The following is a 16,026-nucleotide window of genomic DNA, read 5'->3' on the forward strand; positions in this document are numbered from 1 at the left end:
CCCCCCCCCCTTTCCCACCCCTCGTGGTGGGCGGGCGCTGTTTTTTTTTTTAACTCCAACCTCTCGGGGGCCGCGGGTCCCCCCTCGGGGGGGGCCGGGCCCCCCCCCCCCCCACCGGCCTTGGGAGGATTTAGCGGGCTGCGGTCCAGCCCTTGTAGTCCTTCAGGTTCTCGGCCGTGATGAGCTTCGGGTCGAGCAGGACGGTCGGCTCCGCCGGCTTCTTGCCGGCCAACAGTTCGGCCGCCATCGTCAGCGACTGGCCGGCCATCACATAGGGATCCTGCGAGGCCGAGGCCTTGATCATCGAGGTGCCGGAGGAGAGTTCCTTCTCGATATCGGGCGCGCCGTCGACGGCGGTGAAGATGAACTCCGAGCGGTTGAGCTGCTTGGCGGCAAGCTGGGCGCCGATCGCCGTCGGATCGTTGATGGCAAACACCGCATCGATCTTGTCGAAGCGGGTGAGCAGCGACTGGAACACCTTCAGGCCGCCGTCGCGCGAGCCTTCGGCATTCTGGTCGTCGGAGAGGATCTTGATGTCGGGATGCTGCGCCAGCACGTTCTTGCAGCCCTTCACCCGCTCCAGGATCGAGGACGATGCCGGTCCGTTGAGGATGACATAGTCGCCCTTGCCGCCGGTGTGGTCAACCAAGTACTGGCAGGCCTCTTCGCCGGCCTTGACGTTGTTGGTCATCACGGTGACGTCGGCGCCCGGCGCCGAAACGTCGAAGGCGGCAACGACGATACCCGCAGCCTGTGCCTTCTTCACCGCCGGCGCGATCGCCTTGGCGTCGACGGCATTGAGCATGATCACGTCGACACCGGCGGCGATGAACGAATCGACCTGCGAGACCTGCTTGTTGAGGTCATAGTCGGCCGACACCGAGGTCACCTCGACCTTTGGGTTGATCTTCTTGGCCGCGTCCTCGATGCCCTTGATGGTGGCGACGAAGAAGGGATTGCCGAGCAGGCCGACCGAGATGCCGACCTTATTGAGGTCCTTGGCCGAAGCAGGCGCGATGGCGAGCGACGCGAGTGCGACGCCGCAGAGCAGTTTGGCGATGGTCTTCATTGCTTTCCTCCGATTGCCCCGCGCCTCTCACGGTGCGTTACATGAAACCGGTCGTTGACGCCGGCGACTAAGGTCAATCACGTTCTTGCTCCTGCCTGGAGCCTGTAGCGGTCGAGGGCGACCGCCACGATGATGACCAATCCCTTGATGATGTACTGCCAGATGTCCGAAACGCCGGCCAAGATGAGCCCGTTGGAGAGCACCGCGATGATCAGGCCGCCAATCAGCGTGCCCCAGATCGAGCCGACGCCGCCGACGAAGCTGGTGCCGCCGAGGATGACCGCGGCAATGGCGTCGAGTTCGTAGGACTGGCCCAACTGCAAGCCGTTGGCGGCGTAGAGCCGGGCCGCCGACATGGCGCCGCCAAGACCGGCCAGCAGGCCGGAAACGCCATAGACGAAGAGCAGCACCAGCGGCACCTTGATGCCGGTCAGCCGCGCCGCTTCGGCATTGCCGCCGACGGCATAGATCCAGGTGCCGAGCACGGTGCGCTTGAGCACCAGCCAGGACAGCACCACCACCGACAGCGCGATGATGACCAGCCAGGGAATGCCGAACAGCGAACCGTTGCCGATAAAATCGAACGGCAGGTCCGAGTTGAACACCGTGGTGTCCTGGCCGAGCAGGCGGGCAACACCGCGCACCGCGGTCAGCGAACCCAGCGTGACGATGAAGGGCGGCAGCTTGATGTAGGCGATGAGCAGCCCGTTGATGAGGCCGAAGCCGAGCCCGACCAGAATGGCCGCCGGCACGCCGAGCAAACCCCAATCCGGCACCAGCGACACCATCACCGCCACCATCGCCGATGCGGCGAGGATGGCGCCGACGGACAGGTCGATGCCGCCGGTCAGGATGACGAAGGTCATGCCGGCCGCCAGCACGATGTTGATCGACGACTGCTGGGTGACGATCAAGAGGTTGGTCTCGGTCAGGAAGCGCGGGTTCAGGAACTGGAAGCCGGCCGCCAGCAGGATCAGCACCGGCAGCATGCCAAGGGCAGCGAAAGCCGTGCGCAGCCGTCGGCTCGTGCCGGTGGCCTGGCCGCCTGCGCTGATCTCGGTCGCCTTGTCGGTCATTGCTGAGCCGCTCCCGTTGCAAGTTCCATGATTTTCTCCTGGCTTAGCGGTTCGCCTTGCGATGCCGTCACCTCGCCCGATATCGTGCCGTCGCGCATCACCAGCACGCGGTCGGCAACGCCGATCACCTCCGGCAGTTCGCTGGAGATCATCAGGATGGCGATGCCCTGCTTGGCGAGATTGTCGATCAGCCGGTAGATTTCCGATTTCGCCCCGACGTCGACGCCGCGGGTCGGCTCGTCGAGGATGACGACCTTCGGCTCGGTTTCGAGCAGGCGGGCGAGCAGCACCTTCTGCTGGTTGCCGCCCGACAGCGAGCCGGCATTGGCCTGCACCGAACTGGTGCGGATGGAGAGACCGGCAACGGCCTTGGAAGCGCGCCTTTCGGCGGCCGCGAAGTCGCGCAAGCCGCCGGCGCGCGAATCCCGCGCCAGCACGCCCATGCTGATGTTGTCGGAAATCGACATGTCGAGGAACAGGCCGAGTTCCTTGCGGTCCTCGGTCAGATAGGCGATGCCGGCATCGAGCGCCTCGCGCGGCGAGCCGATGGTTACAGGTTTGCCGTCGAGTTCCAGCGTGCCTGACACGCGCCTGTCGGCGCCGAAGATCAGCCGCGCAAGCTCGGTACGGCCGGAACCGACCAGACCCGCCAGCGCCAGCACCTCGCCCTTGTGCAGGTCGAACGAACAGTCTTTCAGGAGACGGCCGTCGGACATGCCACGCACCGAGAGCGCCACCGCGCGCTTTTCGTCCGGCGGCCGATGATCCTTCTTGTAGAAAGCCGACAGATCGCGGCCGACCATCATAGAGACGAGGCGCGAGGCGCTGAGGTCGGCACGTTCGAGCGTACCGACATAACCGCTGTCGCGCAGCACGCTGACGCGATCGGCAAGCTGGTAGACCTCTTCCATGCGGTGACTGATGTAGATGATGGCGATGCCTTGCGATTTCAGCGTCGCGATGACCTCGAACAGCCGGTCGGTCTCGCGCGAGGTCAGCGACGTCGTCGGCTCGTCCATGACGATGATGCGCGCATTGGTCGACAGCGCGCGGGCGATCTCGACCAATTGTCGCTCGCCGAGCGACAGGCTGGAGACCATGTCGCGGGCCGAAAAGGAGACGCCCAGACGCGCGATGATCTCCCTGGCGCGCCTTGTGCACTGGTCACGATCGACGATGCCGAAGCGTCGCGGCTCGTTGCCGAGGAAGATGTTCTGCGCCACCGTCAGATTGGGCGCCAGCGACAGCTCCTGATAGATCACCGCGACGCCGCTGGCGCGCGCCTTGATCGGATCGCCGGTCGCGGCCGGCATGCCGTCGATCAGGATCTCGCCACCGGCATCCGGCCGATAGGCGCCTGAAAGCACTTTCATCAATGTCGACTTACCGGCGCCGTTCTCGCCCATCAAGGCGTGCAGCTCGCCGGCATGGACGCTGAGCGAGACATCGTGCAAGGCACGGATCGCGCCGAACGTCTTGGAGATGTGCCGCATCTCCAGCACCGGCTGGCGCGCCGTCTCGGCCTTGGCAATCGCACTCATCGCGCGCCTCCCACTGCCGCACCAGCGACGCCCCGGTCCATGGTGGCGTCACGCCAATTGCCGCGATAGCCTGCCAACCCGGTGAAACGCGACGCGCGCACCGACTCCGGAACTTCGGCGGCGAATTCGCGCCCAACGCTCTCGAAGGCGAGCGCCGCTGCACCGGTGGCACTGCCCTCCAGCGTGGCGCCCTGCAGGAAAGCCTGGTCGGGACGCAATTGCGCCAGCAGTCCGGCGAGCAGACCGCCCGTATTCAGCCCGCCATCGACGATCACCGTGTTGTTCGAATGGATGAGGTCGAGGCAGAGATCGACCATCAGCGCGACGTAGAGCAGCGCCGTAGCCGCGCGTTCCTCGACATTGGGCGCGCGCCCCGCCAGTCGGCCGGAATGCCCCGCCATCGGCCCGCCCGGCGCGAAGCTCGGCAGCGCCATGATGCCGGCATCGATCACCCGCTGCACCGCCGGGCCGGCGATCTCGCCTTGCCAGCCGGCGCTGATGGTTGCGAATTCACGCCCGCCCATGAAGCGGATGGTCGGCACTGGGCCGCCGCCGACATCGACATTGACCAGCATGTCGCGGTCCCGGTCGAGCGCGTCGAGGGGACAGGACGGATTGAGCACGACGACCCAGGTGCCGGTAGAAACGACGGTGACCGGGCCAAGCTCCTGCCGGCGATAGGCATGCAGCGCCGCATTCGAGTCATGGACGCCGTTGTGGATGGCGATCGGGCTTGCCGCAGCGCCGAGGCGCTGCTCGCCGATAACGGTGCCGGCGCGCTCGAAGGCAGGCATCCGGTCACGCCAGCCCTGCGCGTCGACCAGCGAGGAAAAATCTTGGCGGCGCGGCGCCCACAAATGCGAATGGCAGCCGAGATAGGATACTTCCGAGACCGCCCGTCCGCCAAGGCGCCAGCTCCAATATTGCGGATAGCCGAGGATCGATTTCGACGCGGCGAACGCGTCGGGCTCGACCTCCTGCAGCCACAGCATGTGGCGGCCGTAGTTGAAGCCCAGCGGCAACCGCGGCGAGAAGGTCTCGGCAAAGGCCGGAATGCGGCGATCGATCCGCGCGGCAATCTCGGCCGGCGGCTCTTGCTCGTAATCGAGGATCGGATGCGTCAGCGCCGCCTCGTCGACCAAGGCAAAGGTGCAGCCATGGCCCGAGACCATGACCCCTTCCACTCCATGACCATCGACCGCATCGGCAACGGCGCTGAGCGCCCAATGGTGGAGCGCCGCCTCGTCGAGCACGCTGAAGCCGCCTTGGCGCACCCATTTCGGCTGGGTCCGGCGCTCGTCGACAATGCGCCCGTCCTGGCCGAAGACGAACAGCTTCGAATTGGTCTTGCCGAAATCGAGGACAGCCACCTTCACTGGATGGCTCCCGAGGCTATCCGCACCATGACGCCGGCGTCCTCCAGCATGCGCGCATCGGCGTCGGAGAGACCGTCGTCGGTGACCAGCGTGCCGATGCGGGAAAGCGGCAGCGCGACATTGCGCGCGTGGATCGACAGTTTGCGGCTATCGGCCAGCACCACGATCTGGTCGGCGCAGAGGCTGAGATCGAAGATCGAGCGTACCAGCAGCGGGTGCGATTCCATCACGCCTTCCTGGCCAAGGCCTTGCGCGCCGAGAAAGAATTTGGAGGCGTAGAAGGGCACGGCCTGGGTGAGCGAATGGATGATGCCGGGTTCGCGATGCAGATCACCGCCCGCAACCGTCAGGCTGCAATGGCCGTGGTCGCTGAGATAGGCCGCCAGCGGCATCGAGTTGGTGTAGAGGCGGATGTTGCGCTCGGCGAGCTTGACCCCGAGATGGAAGCAGGTCGAGCCGCCATGCACGATGACGGCGTCGCCGTCACGCACCATGGTCGCCGCGAGAGCGGCGATCTGCCGCTTGGCCTCGACCGCAAGGTCGCGGTTCTCGTCATAGGGCCGGGCGTAGGCGACACCGGCCTGGGAAGCGCCGTCGAGCGCCGAGATGCCGCCATAGACCTTCCGCGCTTCGCCGGCTTCGTCGATCCTGTCGATATCGCGCCTGACCGTCGCGGCCGAAACGCCAAGCCGTTCCTGCAGCTCGCGCACCGAAGCGAACGGACGATCCCGCAGCAGTTCGACGATCTGACGCTGGCGGCCGGAGTCGCTCAATTCTTTCCTCCCGGATGCCATTTCCATGGCAGTTGGCGCAACTTACTCAACATTAGCCGGATTGCAAGCGGGTTTTGATGATACTAGATCACTATTGACGTAGATCACTCGTATCTGCGATATCAGCGCCAATTCGACCCCGGCAACGGGATTTCGCGCAGGACACGGCCGAGCCGTTGGAGGAAAAGCGCCATGGCGACCCAAGCTGATGCGCAGGAGCTGGCGGCCTTACGGGCGCTTTCGGCCAGCATCGGGCAGAGCCCGCATCTGACCCAGGCGGCAGGCGGCAACACCTCGCTGAAAGCCGGCGACACGCTGTGGATCAAGGCCTCCGGCACCTGGCTGAAGGACGCGCTGGTCGATGACATCATGGTGCCGGTGGCGATGGCGCCGTTGCTGAGAGCCGTCGAACAGCGCGATCGCGCCGCCGACCAGCCGCAGGGTTTCACCATTGCAGCGCTCAACCCGCGCGGCCTGCGGCCGTCGATCGAGACCACGGTGCACGCCCTGATGCCGCAGCGCGTGGTTCTTCACGTCCATTGCGTCGACACCATCTCACTTGCCGTGCAGGCCGATGGCGAGGCCGAGGTCGCCAGGCGGCTCGATGGCATCGACTGGGCCTATGTGCCCTATTTCCGGCCCGGCCTGCCGCTTGCACGCGGCATTGCCGAAAAACTGCGGCCTGGTGTCGACGTGCTGATCCTTGGCAATCACGGGCTGGTCGTCGCCGCCGAAACCGTCGCCGGGGCGGAGCTTCTGCTGCGCCGTATCAGGTCATTGCTGGCCCGGCCGGCGCGCGCGACCGCCGCACCCGACCTCGATGCCTTGGCGGCGCTTGCCGGCGGCAGCTTCTACAGATTGCCGGCCGATGTCGAAGCGCATGCGGTTGCGCTCGACCCTGAGAGCCGCCGCATGGCGCAGGCCGGCAGCCTCTATCCGGACCACGTCATCTTCCTCGGCCAGGGCTCCATCGTGGCGAAACCAGGCGAGGCGGTGGCCGATGTCATTGCACGACTGGACACGTCGCCTGCGGCGATCCTGTTTCCCGGCGCAGGCGTGCTGATGCGCGGCGACGCCAGTGCCGGCGCCGATGCCATGCAACGCTGCCTCGCCGACGTGACCGCGCGGATCGACGTCGCAGCGCGGCTGAACTATCTCACCGCTTCCGAGAATGACGAGCTGGTCAACTGGGACGCCGAGCAATATCGCCAGAAGCTCAACGCGGCTGGCGGCTAGCATGGACATGATGCCACTTGTCATCGGCATCGACCTAGGCACATCAGGTGCGCGCGCCGTCGCCATGCGCCCGGATTTTTCCATAGCCGGGCATTCGGCCGTTCCACTCGACAGGTTTGGCCGCGATGACCGAGCCCCCACGGCATGGTGGCAAGCGGTCAAGGCGGTGCTGACGGACCTGCTTTCCGGCATCGACCGCACGGCGGTCCGCGCCATCGCCATCGACGGCACCTCCGGCACGCTGCTGCCGGTCGACGCCGCCGGGCGGCCGCTGGCCGAACCGCTGATGTACAACGACAAGGTCGATGACGACGACATTCTGGCCGCGATCGACCGCACCGCGCCGGCTGCAAGTGCAGCGCACGGAGCGACATCCGGCCTCGCCAAGGCCCTGCGCTTCCAGCATCTGCCGGGCATTGCGGCGGTGCTGCATCAGGCCGACTGGATTGCCGGAAACTTCTCCGGCCGCTTCGACGTCAGCGACGAGAACAATGCCCTGAAGACAGGCTATGATGTCGAGGCCCGCCGCTGGCCGGAATGGATCGCCGCGACCGGAATGCGCGTGGAGTTGCTGCCGCGCGTGGTCGAGCCGGGCGAAGTCACCGGCGCCCTCACCGCGGAAGCCGGGGAACTGTTCGGCTTGCCGCGCGATGTGGCCATCGTCGCCGGAACCACGGATGGCTGCGCCTCGTTCTTGGCGACCGGTGCTGCCGCGATCGGCGACGGCGTCACCGCGCTGGGATCCTCGCTGACCATCAAGATCCTGTCCGACCGGCCGATTTCGGCGCCGCGCTTCGGCATCTACAGCCACCGGCTCGGCAACGCCTGGCTGGCAGGCGGTGCGTCGAATTCCGGCGGCAAGGTGCTGGCTCAGCATTTTCCGCTCGCCCGTATCATCGAACTCAGCGCAAAAATCGACCCGGAGACCCACACCGGCCTCGATTACTATCCGCTTCCCGCCACGGGCGAACGATTTCCGATCGCCGATCCGGCGCTGCCGCCTCGCCTTGCACCCCGGCCGGCGGACGACGCCGATTATCTGAAAGCGATGTTCGAAGGCATCGCCGCGATCGAAGCGCTCGGCTATGACAGGCTTGCCGAACTCGGCGCGCCCGCGCTGATATCGGTCAGGAGCGTCGGAGGCGGGGCGGCGAACCCAGCCTGGACGGCAATCCGGCGGCGCAGGCTCGGCGTCGATTTCCTGCCCGCGCTTTCCGACGAGGCCGCCGCCGGCACGGCGCGGCTGGCGCTGATGGGTGCAAGCCGGGCAGGACTCCTATGAGCGCGAAAACGATCGAACGTCTCGACGGCATCGGGCCGCTGGCGGAGCGCTACGACGTGTTCCTGCTCGACCAGTTCGGCGTGCTGCATGACGGCACACGGCCCTATCCGGGCGCGGTGGCAGCGCTGTCGGCGCTGAAGCGCGCCGGCAAGACCGTGGTGCTGGTTTCGAACTCCGGCAGGCGGGCACGACCCAATGAAAGCCGGCTTATAAAACTCGGCTTCGAAGCGGGAAGCTGGGATCATTTCGTTTCTTCCGGCGAGGTGGCGTGGCGATCCTTTAGGGAGATGGCGACGTCGGGGAAGCTGCGCCCAGGGACAAAATGCCTGCTGATCAGCCGTGAAGCTGACCGCTCCGCGATCGAGGGCCTGCCTTTTGTGTTGACCGGGTCCGGCGATGAGGCCGAACTGGTGCTGATCGCGGCCAGCGAGGGTGACCGCTTTGACCTCGACCATTATCGCAGGCTGTTCGCGCCGGCCGCAGAGCGGCGGGTGCCGTGTTTCTGCACCAATCCCGACATCATCATGCTGACGGCCGTTGGCCCTCGCTTCGGCGCCGGCCGTCTGGCCGATCTCTATGAAAGCCTGGGCGGCAGCGTTACCCGAATCGGCAAGCCCGACAAGGCGATTTTCGACGCCGCGCTGGCGCTGGCCGGCGAGCCGGACCGTGGCACCGTGGTCTGTGTCGGCGACAGCGTCGAACACGATATATCGGGCGGAAACAGCACCGGCATCGCCACCGCGCTGGTGCTGAGCGGAATACTGGCGGACACACCGGATCTCGCCGCTGTTTTCGACGAACAGCAGGCCTGGCCGGACTACATCACGGACAGCTTCAGCTTCCGCTGACCGCTTCCAGCATGCGCCGCGCGCTCTCCTCGTCGGTGATCAGGATGGTTGGGGCAATGAGGGTCATGGCGCCGAGCAGCGCTTCGGTTTTCTCCTCGCCACCGGAAGTGAGGATACGGATCGGCGCCTTGCGCAGACGGTCGACATCCACCGACATCACGTGGCTGTTGACGGGATGGTCGACCAGATCGCCGTTGCGGTCGAAGAAATGGAACAGGAGGTCACCCACGGCGCCACGCGCAAGCAGAGCCTCCCGATCCGCCTCCTTGAGGAAGCCGCCACGAGAGAAGGTGGTGGCCGAGGCGATCCCGCCGACGCTCAGCAGAACGGCATCGAGCACGTCGGCCATCTCGAAAATCTCCTGCAGGCCGCAGCGCTCGATCAGTGCGATCTTGGTCTCGACGCTGTCGACGACGGCTGGTGTCGGCATCAGATAGCCGTCGCCCTGGAATATCTGAGCGAAGCGCCAGGCGAACTCGGCTGGGTTGACCCGGCGCACGACGCCGACACCGCCAAGCAGCGAAATCACCTTGAAATCGGTGAGCGACTTGGCGCTGATGAAGGGCAGGCTCGAGAACAGCGTCTGCCCCCAGCCGACGCCGACCCGCATCCCGGACTTCATCGTGTCCGACAGGAAACTGCCGGTCTTGGCGCTGATCGCTGGTATCGGATCGGCATCGGGTGCCGAAAGCGGCGCCACCAGCGCCTGCTGCAGCCCGAACGTCTTCTCCAGCGCGCGCTCAAGCCGCACGATTTCCGACAATTCGCTCTCGATGGTGATCTTCACTTCGTTGCGCGCCCGGGCATCCGCCAGCATGCGCACGATGGTGACGCGACCGACGCCGAGCACGTCGGCGATCTCGTTCTGCGTCATCTGTTCGACGAAATACATCCAGGCGGCGCGAATCCTGAGGCGATCCGTCCGGCTTTCGCTGGCGACCTGCTCGGTTGCCTCGCCTCGACCGTCTTCGCTTTCGCCCTGTCGTCGTCTGCCCAAGTCTGTCTCTCCCCCTGCGGCGACGGACGAGCGCGCCGCCGCCGATTCTGCATGCTGGTCTAGTATCGCCTATTGATCTACCAATCGATAGGAACAATGTAGAGAGTGGCGGCTGCCCCGGTTGGCGGCTATCCGCAGCAAATTTCAAGGCGATCCGCGATGCTCCGACAAATCTCCGAGGATGTCCGCGTCAATCTGAAGGACCGGCTGCGGGAAGTCCGCGAAATCATCCGCCAGAGCCGCCATGACGGCAGCGGCAATACCAGCATCCTGCGCGAAGCAACCAGCCATCTGCCGCCGTTTCCAGGCAAGGGCATCGAAGGCCTGCTCAGCCATGCCGCGAGTGCCGTCGACGAAGCGCTGTCGATCGCTGAAGCTTTCGTCCCGCATGAGCGCCCGATCAAGGTGGACGGCACCACGGTGAAGGGCCTCGGCACCTATTTCCCGGTCGGCAACGAGGATCGCCAACTGGGCGCCGAGCGCCTGTTTCGGCGCGATATGTATTATCTGACCAAGGCGGTGCTTGCCGGTCTGAACATCGACAGTGCCCGCATCCACGAAGCCGATTTCGCGGCCGTCCATGCCACGATGCGCAAGCGGCATGGCGATCTGCTGGCCGCGTTGGCCGCGCCAGGTGCCGGACTGCAGGCAATCGCGGCCACCTGTTCGGCGCTGCTGGTCGAGTGCCTCGGCCAGCGTCCGGTCCGCTTTGCCGAAACGGTGTCCGAAACACCGGCGGTGGTGGGCAGCAGCGCACTTGACGTAAGCTGCCTGGCACCGCTCGCTTTGGCCTGCGGCCTGGCGACCGCCGGCAGGGACGGCGCGCCGGAGCCGGATATGCTGGAGATCGCGATACTGGCGGCGGATATCCGCCACGACCGCATCGTTCAGGCCTGCGCCAAGGCAAACCCGATCGCTGAACTGACACCGGTGTTCGCCACCTTGCTTGCCCATCTGCCGTAGTTGGCCGGCCTGGGCTAGCCTTCAGCGGCCATGGCCATGATCGCTTTCTTGGCGCGCTGGATGGAAGCCGGGCTCATCGAGAGTTCGGTCAGCCCCATCTTCACGAAGGTCGCAATGAGATCGGGACGGCCGGCCGCCTCACCGCACATGCCGACCATGATACCGGCGGCGACGCCGGCTTTTGCCGTCATTTCGATCGCCGACATGACGGCTGGATTGGTGACATCGTTGAGCTTGGCGACCGTCGGATTGAGCCGGTCGGCGGCCATGATGTACTGGGTCAGATCGTTGGTGCCGATCGAGAAGAAAGCAACCTCCTTGGCCAGCGCCGGGGCGATGAGCACGGCGGCCGGGGTTTCGATCATGACGCCGAGATCGAATGACGCGTGCGGCACGCCTTCGGCTTTCAGCTCGACCGTGCATTCGTCAATCAGCACGCGCGTCTGCCTGACCTCCGAGATGTCGGACACCATCGGCAGCATCACCTTGATGTTGCCGTGCACGGCGGCCCGCAGCAGCGCCCGCAGTTGGCGCTTGAAGATGTCGGGCCGGTCGAGACACATGCGGATGCCGCGCCAGCCGAGGAAGGGGTTTTCCTCGTCGGGAAATTCGATGCCGGCAATCGGCTTGTCACCGCCGATGTCGAGCGTGCGCACAATGACCGGATACGGCGCAAAAGCCTTGGTCAGCGCCGCATAGGTCTCGGCCTGCATGTCTTCCGAGGGCAGATGCATGTGGCGCATGAACAAAAGCTCGGTGCGGAACAGGCCGATGCCCATGGCACCAGCCTCTTGCGCCGCTTCGATTTCCTCAAGTGAGCCGATATTGGCCGCGACCTCGATGATCCTGCCGTCGGCAAGCTTCGGCGTCACCGTCTTGAAGATGGTCAGTCCGGCGCGCTCCTTTGCCGCCGCTTCGACGCGGCCGGCGAAATCGGCGCGGGTCGCCTCGTCGGGGTCGATGATCACATGGCCGGCATTGCCGTCGAGCGCGACGTCTCGCGCGGTACGCAAGGCATTCACCTGGCCGCCGAGGCCGAGCACTGCCGGAATGCCGTGCGAGCGGGCAATGATGGCGATGTGCGAGGTGGCGCCGCCATGGCCGCACACCACGCCGCCGATACGCTTCAGCGGCGCGCGTGCCAGATCCCAGGCGCCGATGTCATCGGCAATCAGGATAGCCCCTTCGGGTATGTTTTCGAGGCTGACATCGTCCTGCCCGAGCAACACGAGGCAGATCTGCCGCCCGACCGCATGAACGTCATCCGCCCGCGCGTTGAGATAGTGATCGTCGACCGCGCTGAATTCGGCGGCAATGTTGGAGGCGGCGGTGATGACGGCGGAGACCGCGTCATTGCCGCCCTTGATCAGGCCCTCGGCCTCACCAGTCAGGCTATCGTCGGCGGCGATATCCCTGAGCGCGGCGACGATGCCGCGGTCTCCAGCCGACAGGCTGTCCTGCGCCAACGCATAATCCATGCGGGCCTGGACCGCGCCGACAGCCGCGCGGAACCTGTCGATCTCGGCTTCTATCTCCTCGGCCCGCAACATGCGGCCCTGTCCGGCGATATCGGGCGGGAAATGCGCAAAGGCCGGGCCGATGGCGAAACCTTCGCTCGCGGCCACGCCACGCAGGCGGTTTGCCCCGTCAGGTGCCGCTGGCGCCGGTTCGGACGCGGGTGCCGCTTCCTGTCCGGCATCGTTCGCCGGACTCTGTGCTTCTGCTTCATCATCGAGGCCGGCCCGCGGATTCTCGAGATAACCGATCAGCGCCTCAAGCGCCTCGATGGCATCGGCGCCATTCGCCCGCACCGTGACTTCCTGGTTCTCCTTGACCGCCAGCAGCATCAGCTTGACCGAGCTCTTGGCGCTGACCGCCTTGCCGTCCTTGACCAGTTCGACGTCGGATTCGAAGCCCTTGGCGAGCTTCACGAACCGCGTCGCGGGACGGGCGTGCAAACCTTCATGCACTCTGACGATGGTCGAGCGTTCCATGGCAATACTCTGGTTTTGGGCGCCGCTCCCAACATAGGCCACGGCGCGAATGCTGTCAGGCGGCGATGGTGATGATCGCGCCGGTCTTCAGGGCGGCCACCAGCGCTTGCGGGTCGACTTGCGACGCACAGATCTCGCCCGGCCTCTCGGCCTCGGTAGCGCCGTTGAACGAGATGACGACATGGCCCATTTCCAGCACCTTGCTCCACGCGCTGGAGCCGACCGCTGTGATAACAGCGACAACCGGGCCGAGGGTGATCGAAGCGCCCTTGGCGGGCGCTCCGTCACTTGGTCCCTGCTCCGCCTTGTGGAGCACCGAAACCTCGGCAAGCTCCGGCGGCGACCCATCCGCAAACAGGATGACCACGCCCCCTTCGGCAAGGTCCGCCACTTCAGGGCCGATGGCAGTGACCCGTGTTCTCAGCAGAACCGTCATATGGCGAACCTCATTTTCTCAACTTTCCCTAGAGCGGTGAACCGCTCTAACTCTTTGTTTTGACGCAATTTCCAAGGGAAAGCATTAAGCGCTTTTCCCAGAGTTGCCTTAGAACACGATCAGGCTGACGACCCAGGCGATCAGCACCGAGACCGGACCCATGATCTGGCGGCTGATGAGCACCGCCGGAACGCCGATTTCGATCGTCTTCGGCTTGGCCTCACCGAGCGCCAGGCCGACGGGGACGAAGTCGCAGCCCACCTGGGTATTGTAGGCAAACAGCGCCGGCAGTGCCATTGCCGGCGAAATCGTGCCGTTGGCAATCTGCGGGCCGATAATGGCAACGCCGATGACCTGCGCGATAACAGCGCCCGGCCCGAGAATGGGCGACAGGAACGGCAGGCCGCAGATCGCCGAGATGATCAGCAGGCCGACGATGTTGTTGGCCAGCGGACCCATCGGCTGCGCCAGCACATCGCCGATGCCGGTATACAGGATCAGACCGATGAGCATGGTCACGAAGGCCATGAACGGCAGCACGTTGCGGATGACCTGGTCGATGGTGCGGCGGCCGGCATTGAAGAAGATGCCGACGATACGTCCCATGACGCGGCCGATCGTGCTGATGAGGCCGATCAGCCCACCCTCGCTCGGCAGCGGCTGTGGTGCCGCGGCCGCATTGTTGCTTGAACTCATCGCTGCTGCTCCCCCTGCAGTCGTGATCGTCTCGGATCCGTCCGCCATTGTGATGTTGGCCGGCTTCACGCCTGAAACGTAGATGTCCTCGGTGATGAACTGGGCCAGCGGCCCCGATTGACCGACCGGCGTCAGATTGACGGTCGGAATACGCTTGCGCGGATAGACGCCGCATCGTGCGGTGCCGCCGCAGTCGACGACGACAACCGCCATCTCGCTTTCGATCGGCGGCGCCCTGAAGCCGTCGACGGCTTCGCCACCGGTCATGTCGGCAATAAGCTGCGCCACCGGGTGAATGCCACCACCGGTGACGGAAACCACCTTGCTGCGCTGTTCGGTCGGCTCGATGACGAGCGGGCCGCCCCAGCCGGTTTTGCCCTGGGTGATCCTTACGGCTTTGTATGTCTTGGCCATGATGTCCTCCCCGCCCTTACAGCTCGACGCCCTGGCGGCGTGCCATGATAGCGGTGATGCGTTCGGTCAGCATGCCCTTGAGCAGGATGACGACGAGGCCGACGATGGCGTACCAGATCGCCACCTTGACGTGGTAGCCGGCGACGACGACGCCCTTCTTTTCCAGTTCCAGCAGCGCGACGAGAATGCCGCCCCAGACGAAATACTCGCCGGGATTGATATGCGGGAACAGACCGAGCGGCGGGTGCACATAGGACACGGCCGCGTCATAGAAGGCCGGCTTGTGCTTTTCTTCCAGGAACGATCCGAACGTATAGGCCATCGGATTGGTGAGGAAGAACACCGCCAGCAGCGGCAACAGCGTGTACCGCGTCAGCGCGATCCGGCCGGCGCCGCGCGCCAGGCCATGCACGCGCTCTTCACCGACCAGTTCGGTGACGGCGTAGAAGGCCGTCATCAGCACCACCAATGTCGGGATGATGCCGGTGACGAAGCCGGCGAAGACCTCGCCGCCCTTCTGGAAGATGCCGATGAAGTACTTGCCGATGGCGGTCAGCCAGCCGAGCTGCTCTTCCTGCTGGACGTCCTTCAGCTTTTCCTTGAACTGATCGACGGTGATCGGTCCGCTGTCCGCTTGTGCGAGGACAACGAGATGGTCGGAGGCATGCTCGACTGCGAGCTTGCCATGCAATGCGGCATCCGAGACCATGGCACCTGCGACATGCAGATTGTGCACGGCCATGTCGGCATGCTGCGCCAACAACGAAAATACAGACATTTCTCCTCCTTATGCCACCCGCCGGTTGATCCCAGTCGGTGCGCGGCGTCCTCTATCCCTTTGATTTAGAGCCCGAAATCCTCCGGCCCTAAGCCCTTGCTATGTTCAAGCCGGACAGGCCCGGCTTCTTCCCCGGCTCCGACCGTGTCTTGTCGATCTGCTCGATCGCCCGTTTCACGGCCTCGGCCACACCGGGTTCCCCCTCCCCCATGATTGCAGGGTTGGACCGGAGTTTATCGAGGGGAACACCCTCGAATTCTTCATGTCTTTTGAATTTGGTGAAGACGGAACGGCCGCTCATCACCATCAGGCGGCGCACGACCAGATCAGGCGTCACCACGACGAGCGCGATGGTGCCCTTGGCCAACCGGCCGCGAAAATTGCCGGCTCCGACGAAGCCATCCTTGTACTGGTCGGTGACGCCCCTGAAGACATCCGAATAGTGCCGCATCTGCAGCCAGACGCCGAGCGACTGCAGCGCCCACACGATAACCAGCAGAAGCAGTCCCCACTGCCAAATCGCCATTCGGTTCTCCTCCCGAAGCCT

At 65.1% G+C, this 16,026-nt stretch carries 15 protein-coding genes; 4 read left to right on the plus strand and 11 right to left on the minus strand.

The window, feature by feature from the left end:
- Window positions 1-130: 130 nt before the first annotated feature.
- The 5 genes from NKK51_RS20855 to NKK51_RS20875 all read right to left on the minus strand — a co-directional run bounded on the left by NKK51_RS20855 (window position 131) and on the right by NKK51_RS20875 (window position 5,835).
- Window positions 131-1,069: an ABC transporter substrate-binding protein gene (locus NKK51_RS20855; RefSeq protein WP_027038073.1), complete on the minus strand. Its 939-nt coding sequence runs from the start codon at window positions 1,067-1,069 to the stop codon at window positions 131-133.
- A gap of 77 nt (window positions 1,070-1,146) precedes the next feature.
- On the minus strand, window positions 1,147-2,145 hold the full coding sequence (locus NKK51_RS20860; protein ID WP_127266680.1) for an ABC transporter permease subunit: 999 nt from the start codon (window positions 2,143-2,145) through the stop codon (window positions 1,147-1,149).
- Complete coding sequence (locus NKK51_RS20865) at window positions 2,142-3,686, minus strand: sugar ABC transporter ATP-binding protein (RefSeq protein ID WP_023811053.1); 1,545 nt, start codon at window positions 3,684-3,686, stop codon at window positions 2,142-2,144. The genes NKK51_RS20860 and NKK51_RS20865 overlap by 4 nt, the downstream gene beginning before the upstream one ends.
- The gene (locus tag NKK51_RS20870; RefSeq protein ID WP_352554461.1) at window positions 3,683-5,062 is read right to left on the minus strand and encodes an FGGY-family carbohydrate kinase; all 1,380 of its coding nucleotides are present in this window, start codon (window positions 5,060-5,062) and stop codon (window positions 3,683-3,685) included. The genes NKK51_RS20865 and NKK51_RS20870 overlap by 4 nt, the downstream gene beginning before the upstream one ends.
- A complete protein-coding gene (locus tag NKK51_RS20875; RefSeq protein ID WP_023811051.1) occupies window positions 5,059-5,835 on the minus strand; it encodes a DeoR/GlpR family DNA-binding transcription regulator in 777 nt (258 codons plus the stop codon). Before NKK51_RS20875 ends, NKK51_RS20870 begins: the two co-directional genes overlap by 4 nt.
- Window positions 5,836-6,027: 192 nt before the next feature.
- Between NKK51_RS20875 and NKK51_RS20880 the strand changes: the two genes are divergently transcribed.
- Genes NKK51_RS20880 through NKK51_RS20890 form a run of 3 tightly spaced genes read left to right on the plus strand, consistent with a single transcriptional unit; the run spans window position 6,028 to window position 9,201 of the window.
- On the plus strand, window positions 6,028-7,071 hold the full coding sequence (locus NKK51_RS20880) for a class II aldolase/adducin family protein (protein WP_352554462.1): 1,044 nt from the start codon (window positions 6,028-6,030) through the stop codon (window positions 7,069-7,071).
- Window positions 7,072-7,078: 7 nt separating this feature from the next.
- Window positions 7,079-8,353 carry an FGGY-family carbohydrate kinase gene (locus NKK51_RS20885; RefSeq protein WP_352554515.1) on the plus strand — a complete coding sequence of 425 codons (1,275 nt, stop codon included), beginning with the start codon at window positions 7,079-7,081 and terminating at the stop codon, window positions 8,351-8,353.
- Window positions 8,350-9,201, plus strand: a complete 852-nt coding sequence (locus tag NKK51_RS20890) for a TIGR01459 family HAD-type hydrolase (RefSeq protein ID WP_023811048.1) — start codon at window positions 8,350-8,352, stop codon at window positions 9,199-9,201. Before NKK51_RS20885 ends, NKK51_RS20890 begins: the two co-directional genes overlap by 4 nt.
- On the opposite strand, the gene NKK51_RS20895 is transcribed toward NKK51_RS20890, so the two are convergent.
- Window positions 9,188-10,198 carry a sugar-binding transcriptional regulator gene (locus NKK51_RS20895; RefSeq protein WP_023811047.1) on the minus strand — a complete coding sequence of 337 codons (1,011 nt, stop codon included), beginning with the start codon at window positions 10,196-10,198 and terminating at the stop codon, window positions 9,188-9,190. The two genes, NKK51_RS20890 and NKK51_RS20895, sit on opposite strands and share 14 nt — an antisense overlap.
- A gap of 159 nt (window positions 10,199-10,357) precedes the next feature.
- Between NKK51_RS20895 and NKK51_RS20900 the strand changes: the two genes are divergently transcribed.
- Window positions 10,358-11,161, plus strand: a complete 804-nt coding sequence (locus NKK51_RS20900) for a hypothetical protein (protein ID WP_128304696.1) — start codon at window positions 10,358-10,360, stop codon at window positions 11,159-11,161.
- Between the two features lie 14 nt (window positions 11,162-11,175).
- Here the strand turns inward: NKK51_RS20900 and ptsP are convergent, their stop codons facing one another.
- The 5 genes from ptsP to NKK51_RS20925 form a co-directional block, all read right to left on the minus strand.
- On the minus strand, window positions 11,176-13,155 hold the full coding sequence (ptsP, locus tag NKK51_RS20905; protein WP_352554463.1) for a phosphoenolpyruvate--protein phosphotransferase: 1,980 nt from the start codon (window positions 13,153-13,155) through the stop codon (window positions 11,176-11,178).
- Window positions 13,156-13,210: 55 nt separating this feature from the next.
- The gene (locus NKK51_RS20910; RefSeq protein ID WP_023811044.1) at window positions 13,211-13,591 is read right to left on the minus strand and encodes a PTS glucitol/sorbitol transporter subunit IIA; all 381 of its coding nucleotides are present in this window, start codon (window positions 13,589-13,591) and stop codon (window positions 13,211-13,213) included.
- A gap of 108 nt (window positions 13,592-13,699) precedes the next feature.
- The gene (gene srlE / locus NKK51_RS20915) at window positions 13,700-14,701 is read right to left on the minus strand and encodes a PTS glucitol/sorbitol transporter subunit IIB (protein ID WP_127295941.1); all 1,002 of its coding nucleotides are present in this window, start codon (window positions 14,699-14,701) and stop codon (window positions 13,700-13,702) included.
- A gap of 16 nt (window positions 14,702-14,717) precedes the next feature.
- The gene (gene srlA / locus NKK51_RS20920; RefSeq protein WP_013529328.1) at window positions 14,718-15,479 is read right to left on the minus strand and encodes a PTS glucitol/sorbitol transporter subunit IIC; all 762 of its coding nucleotides are present in this window, start codon (window positions 15,477-15,479) and stop codon (window positions 14,718-14,720) included.
- A gap of 88 nt (window positions 15,480-15,567) precedes the next feature.
- Window positions 15,568-16,005: a transcriptional regulator GutM gene (locus NKK51_RS20925; RefSeq protein ID WP_023811041.1), complete on the minus strand. Its 438-nt coding sequence runs from the start codon at window positions 16,003-16,005 to the stop codon at window positions 15,568-15,570.
- Window positions 16,006-16,026 lie beyond the last annotated feature (21 nt).

The sequence above is a fragment of the Mesorhizobium sp. M0011 genome, from assembly GCF_040324155.1.
Classification (GTDB): Bacteria; Pseudomonadota; Alphaproteobacteria; order Rhizobiales; family Rhizobiaceae; genus Mesorhizobium.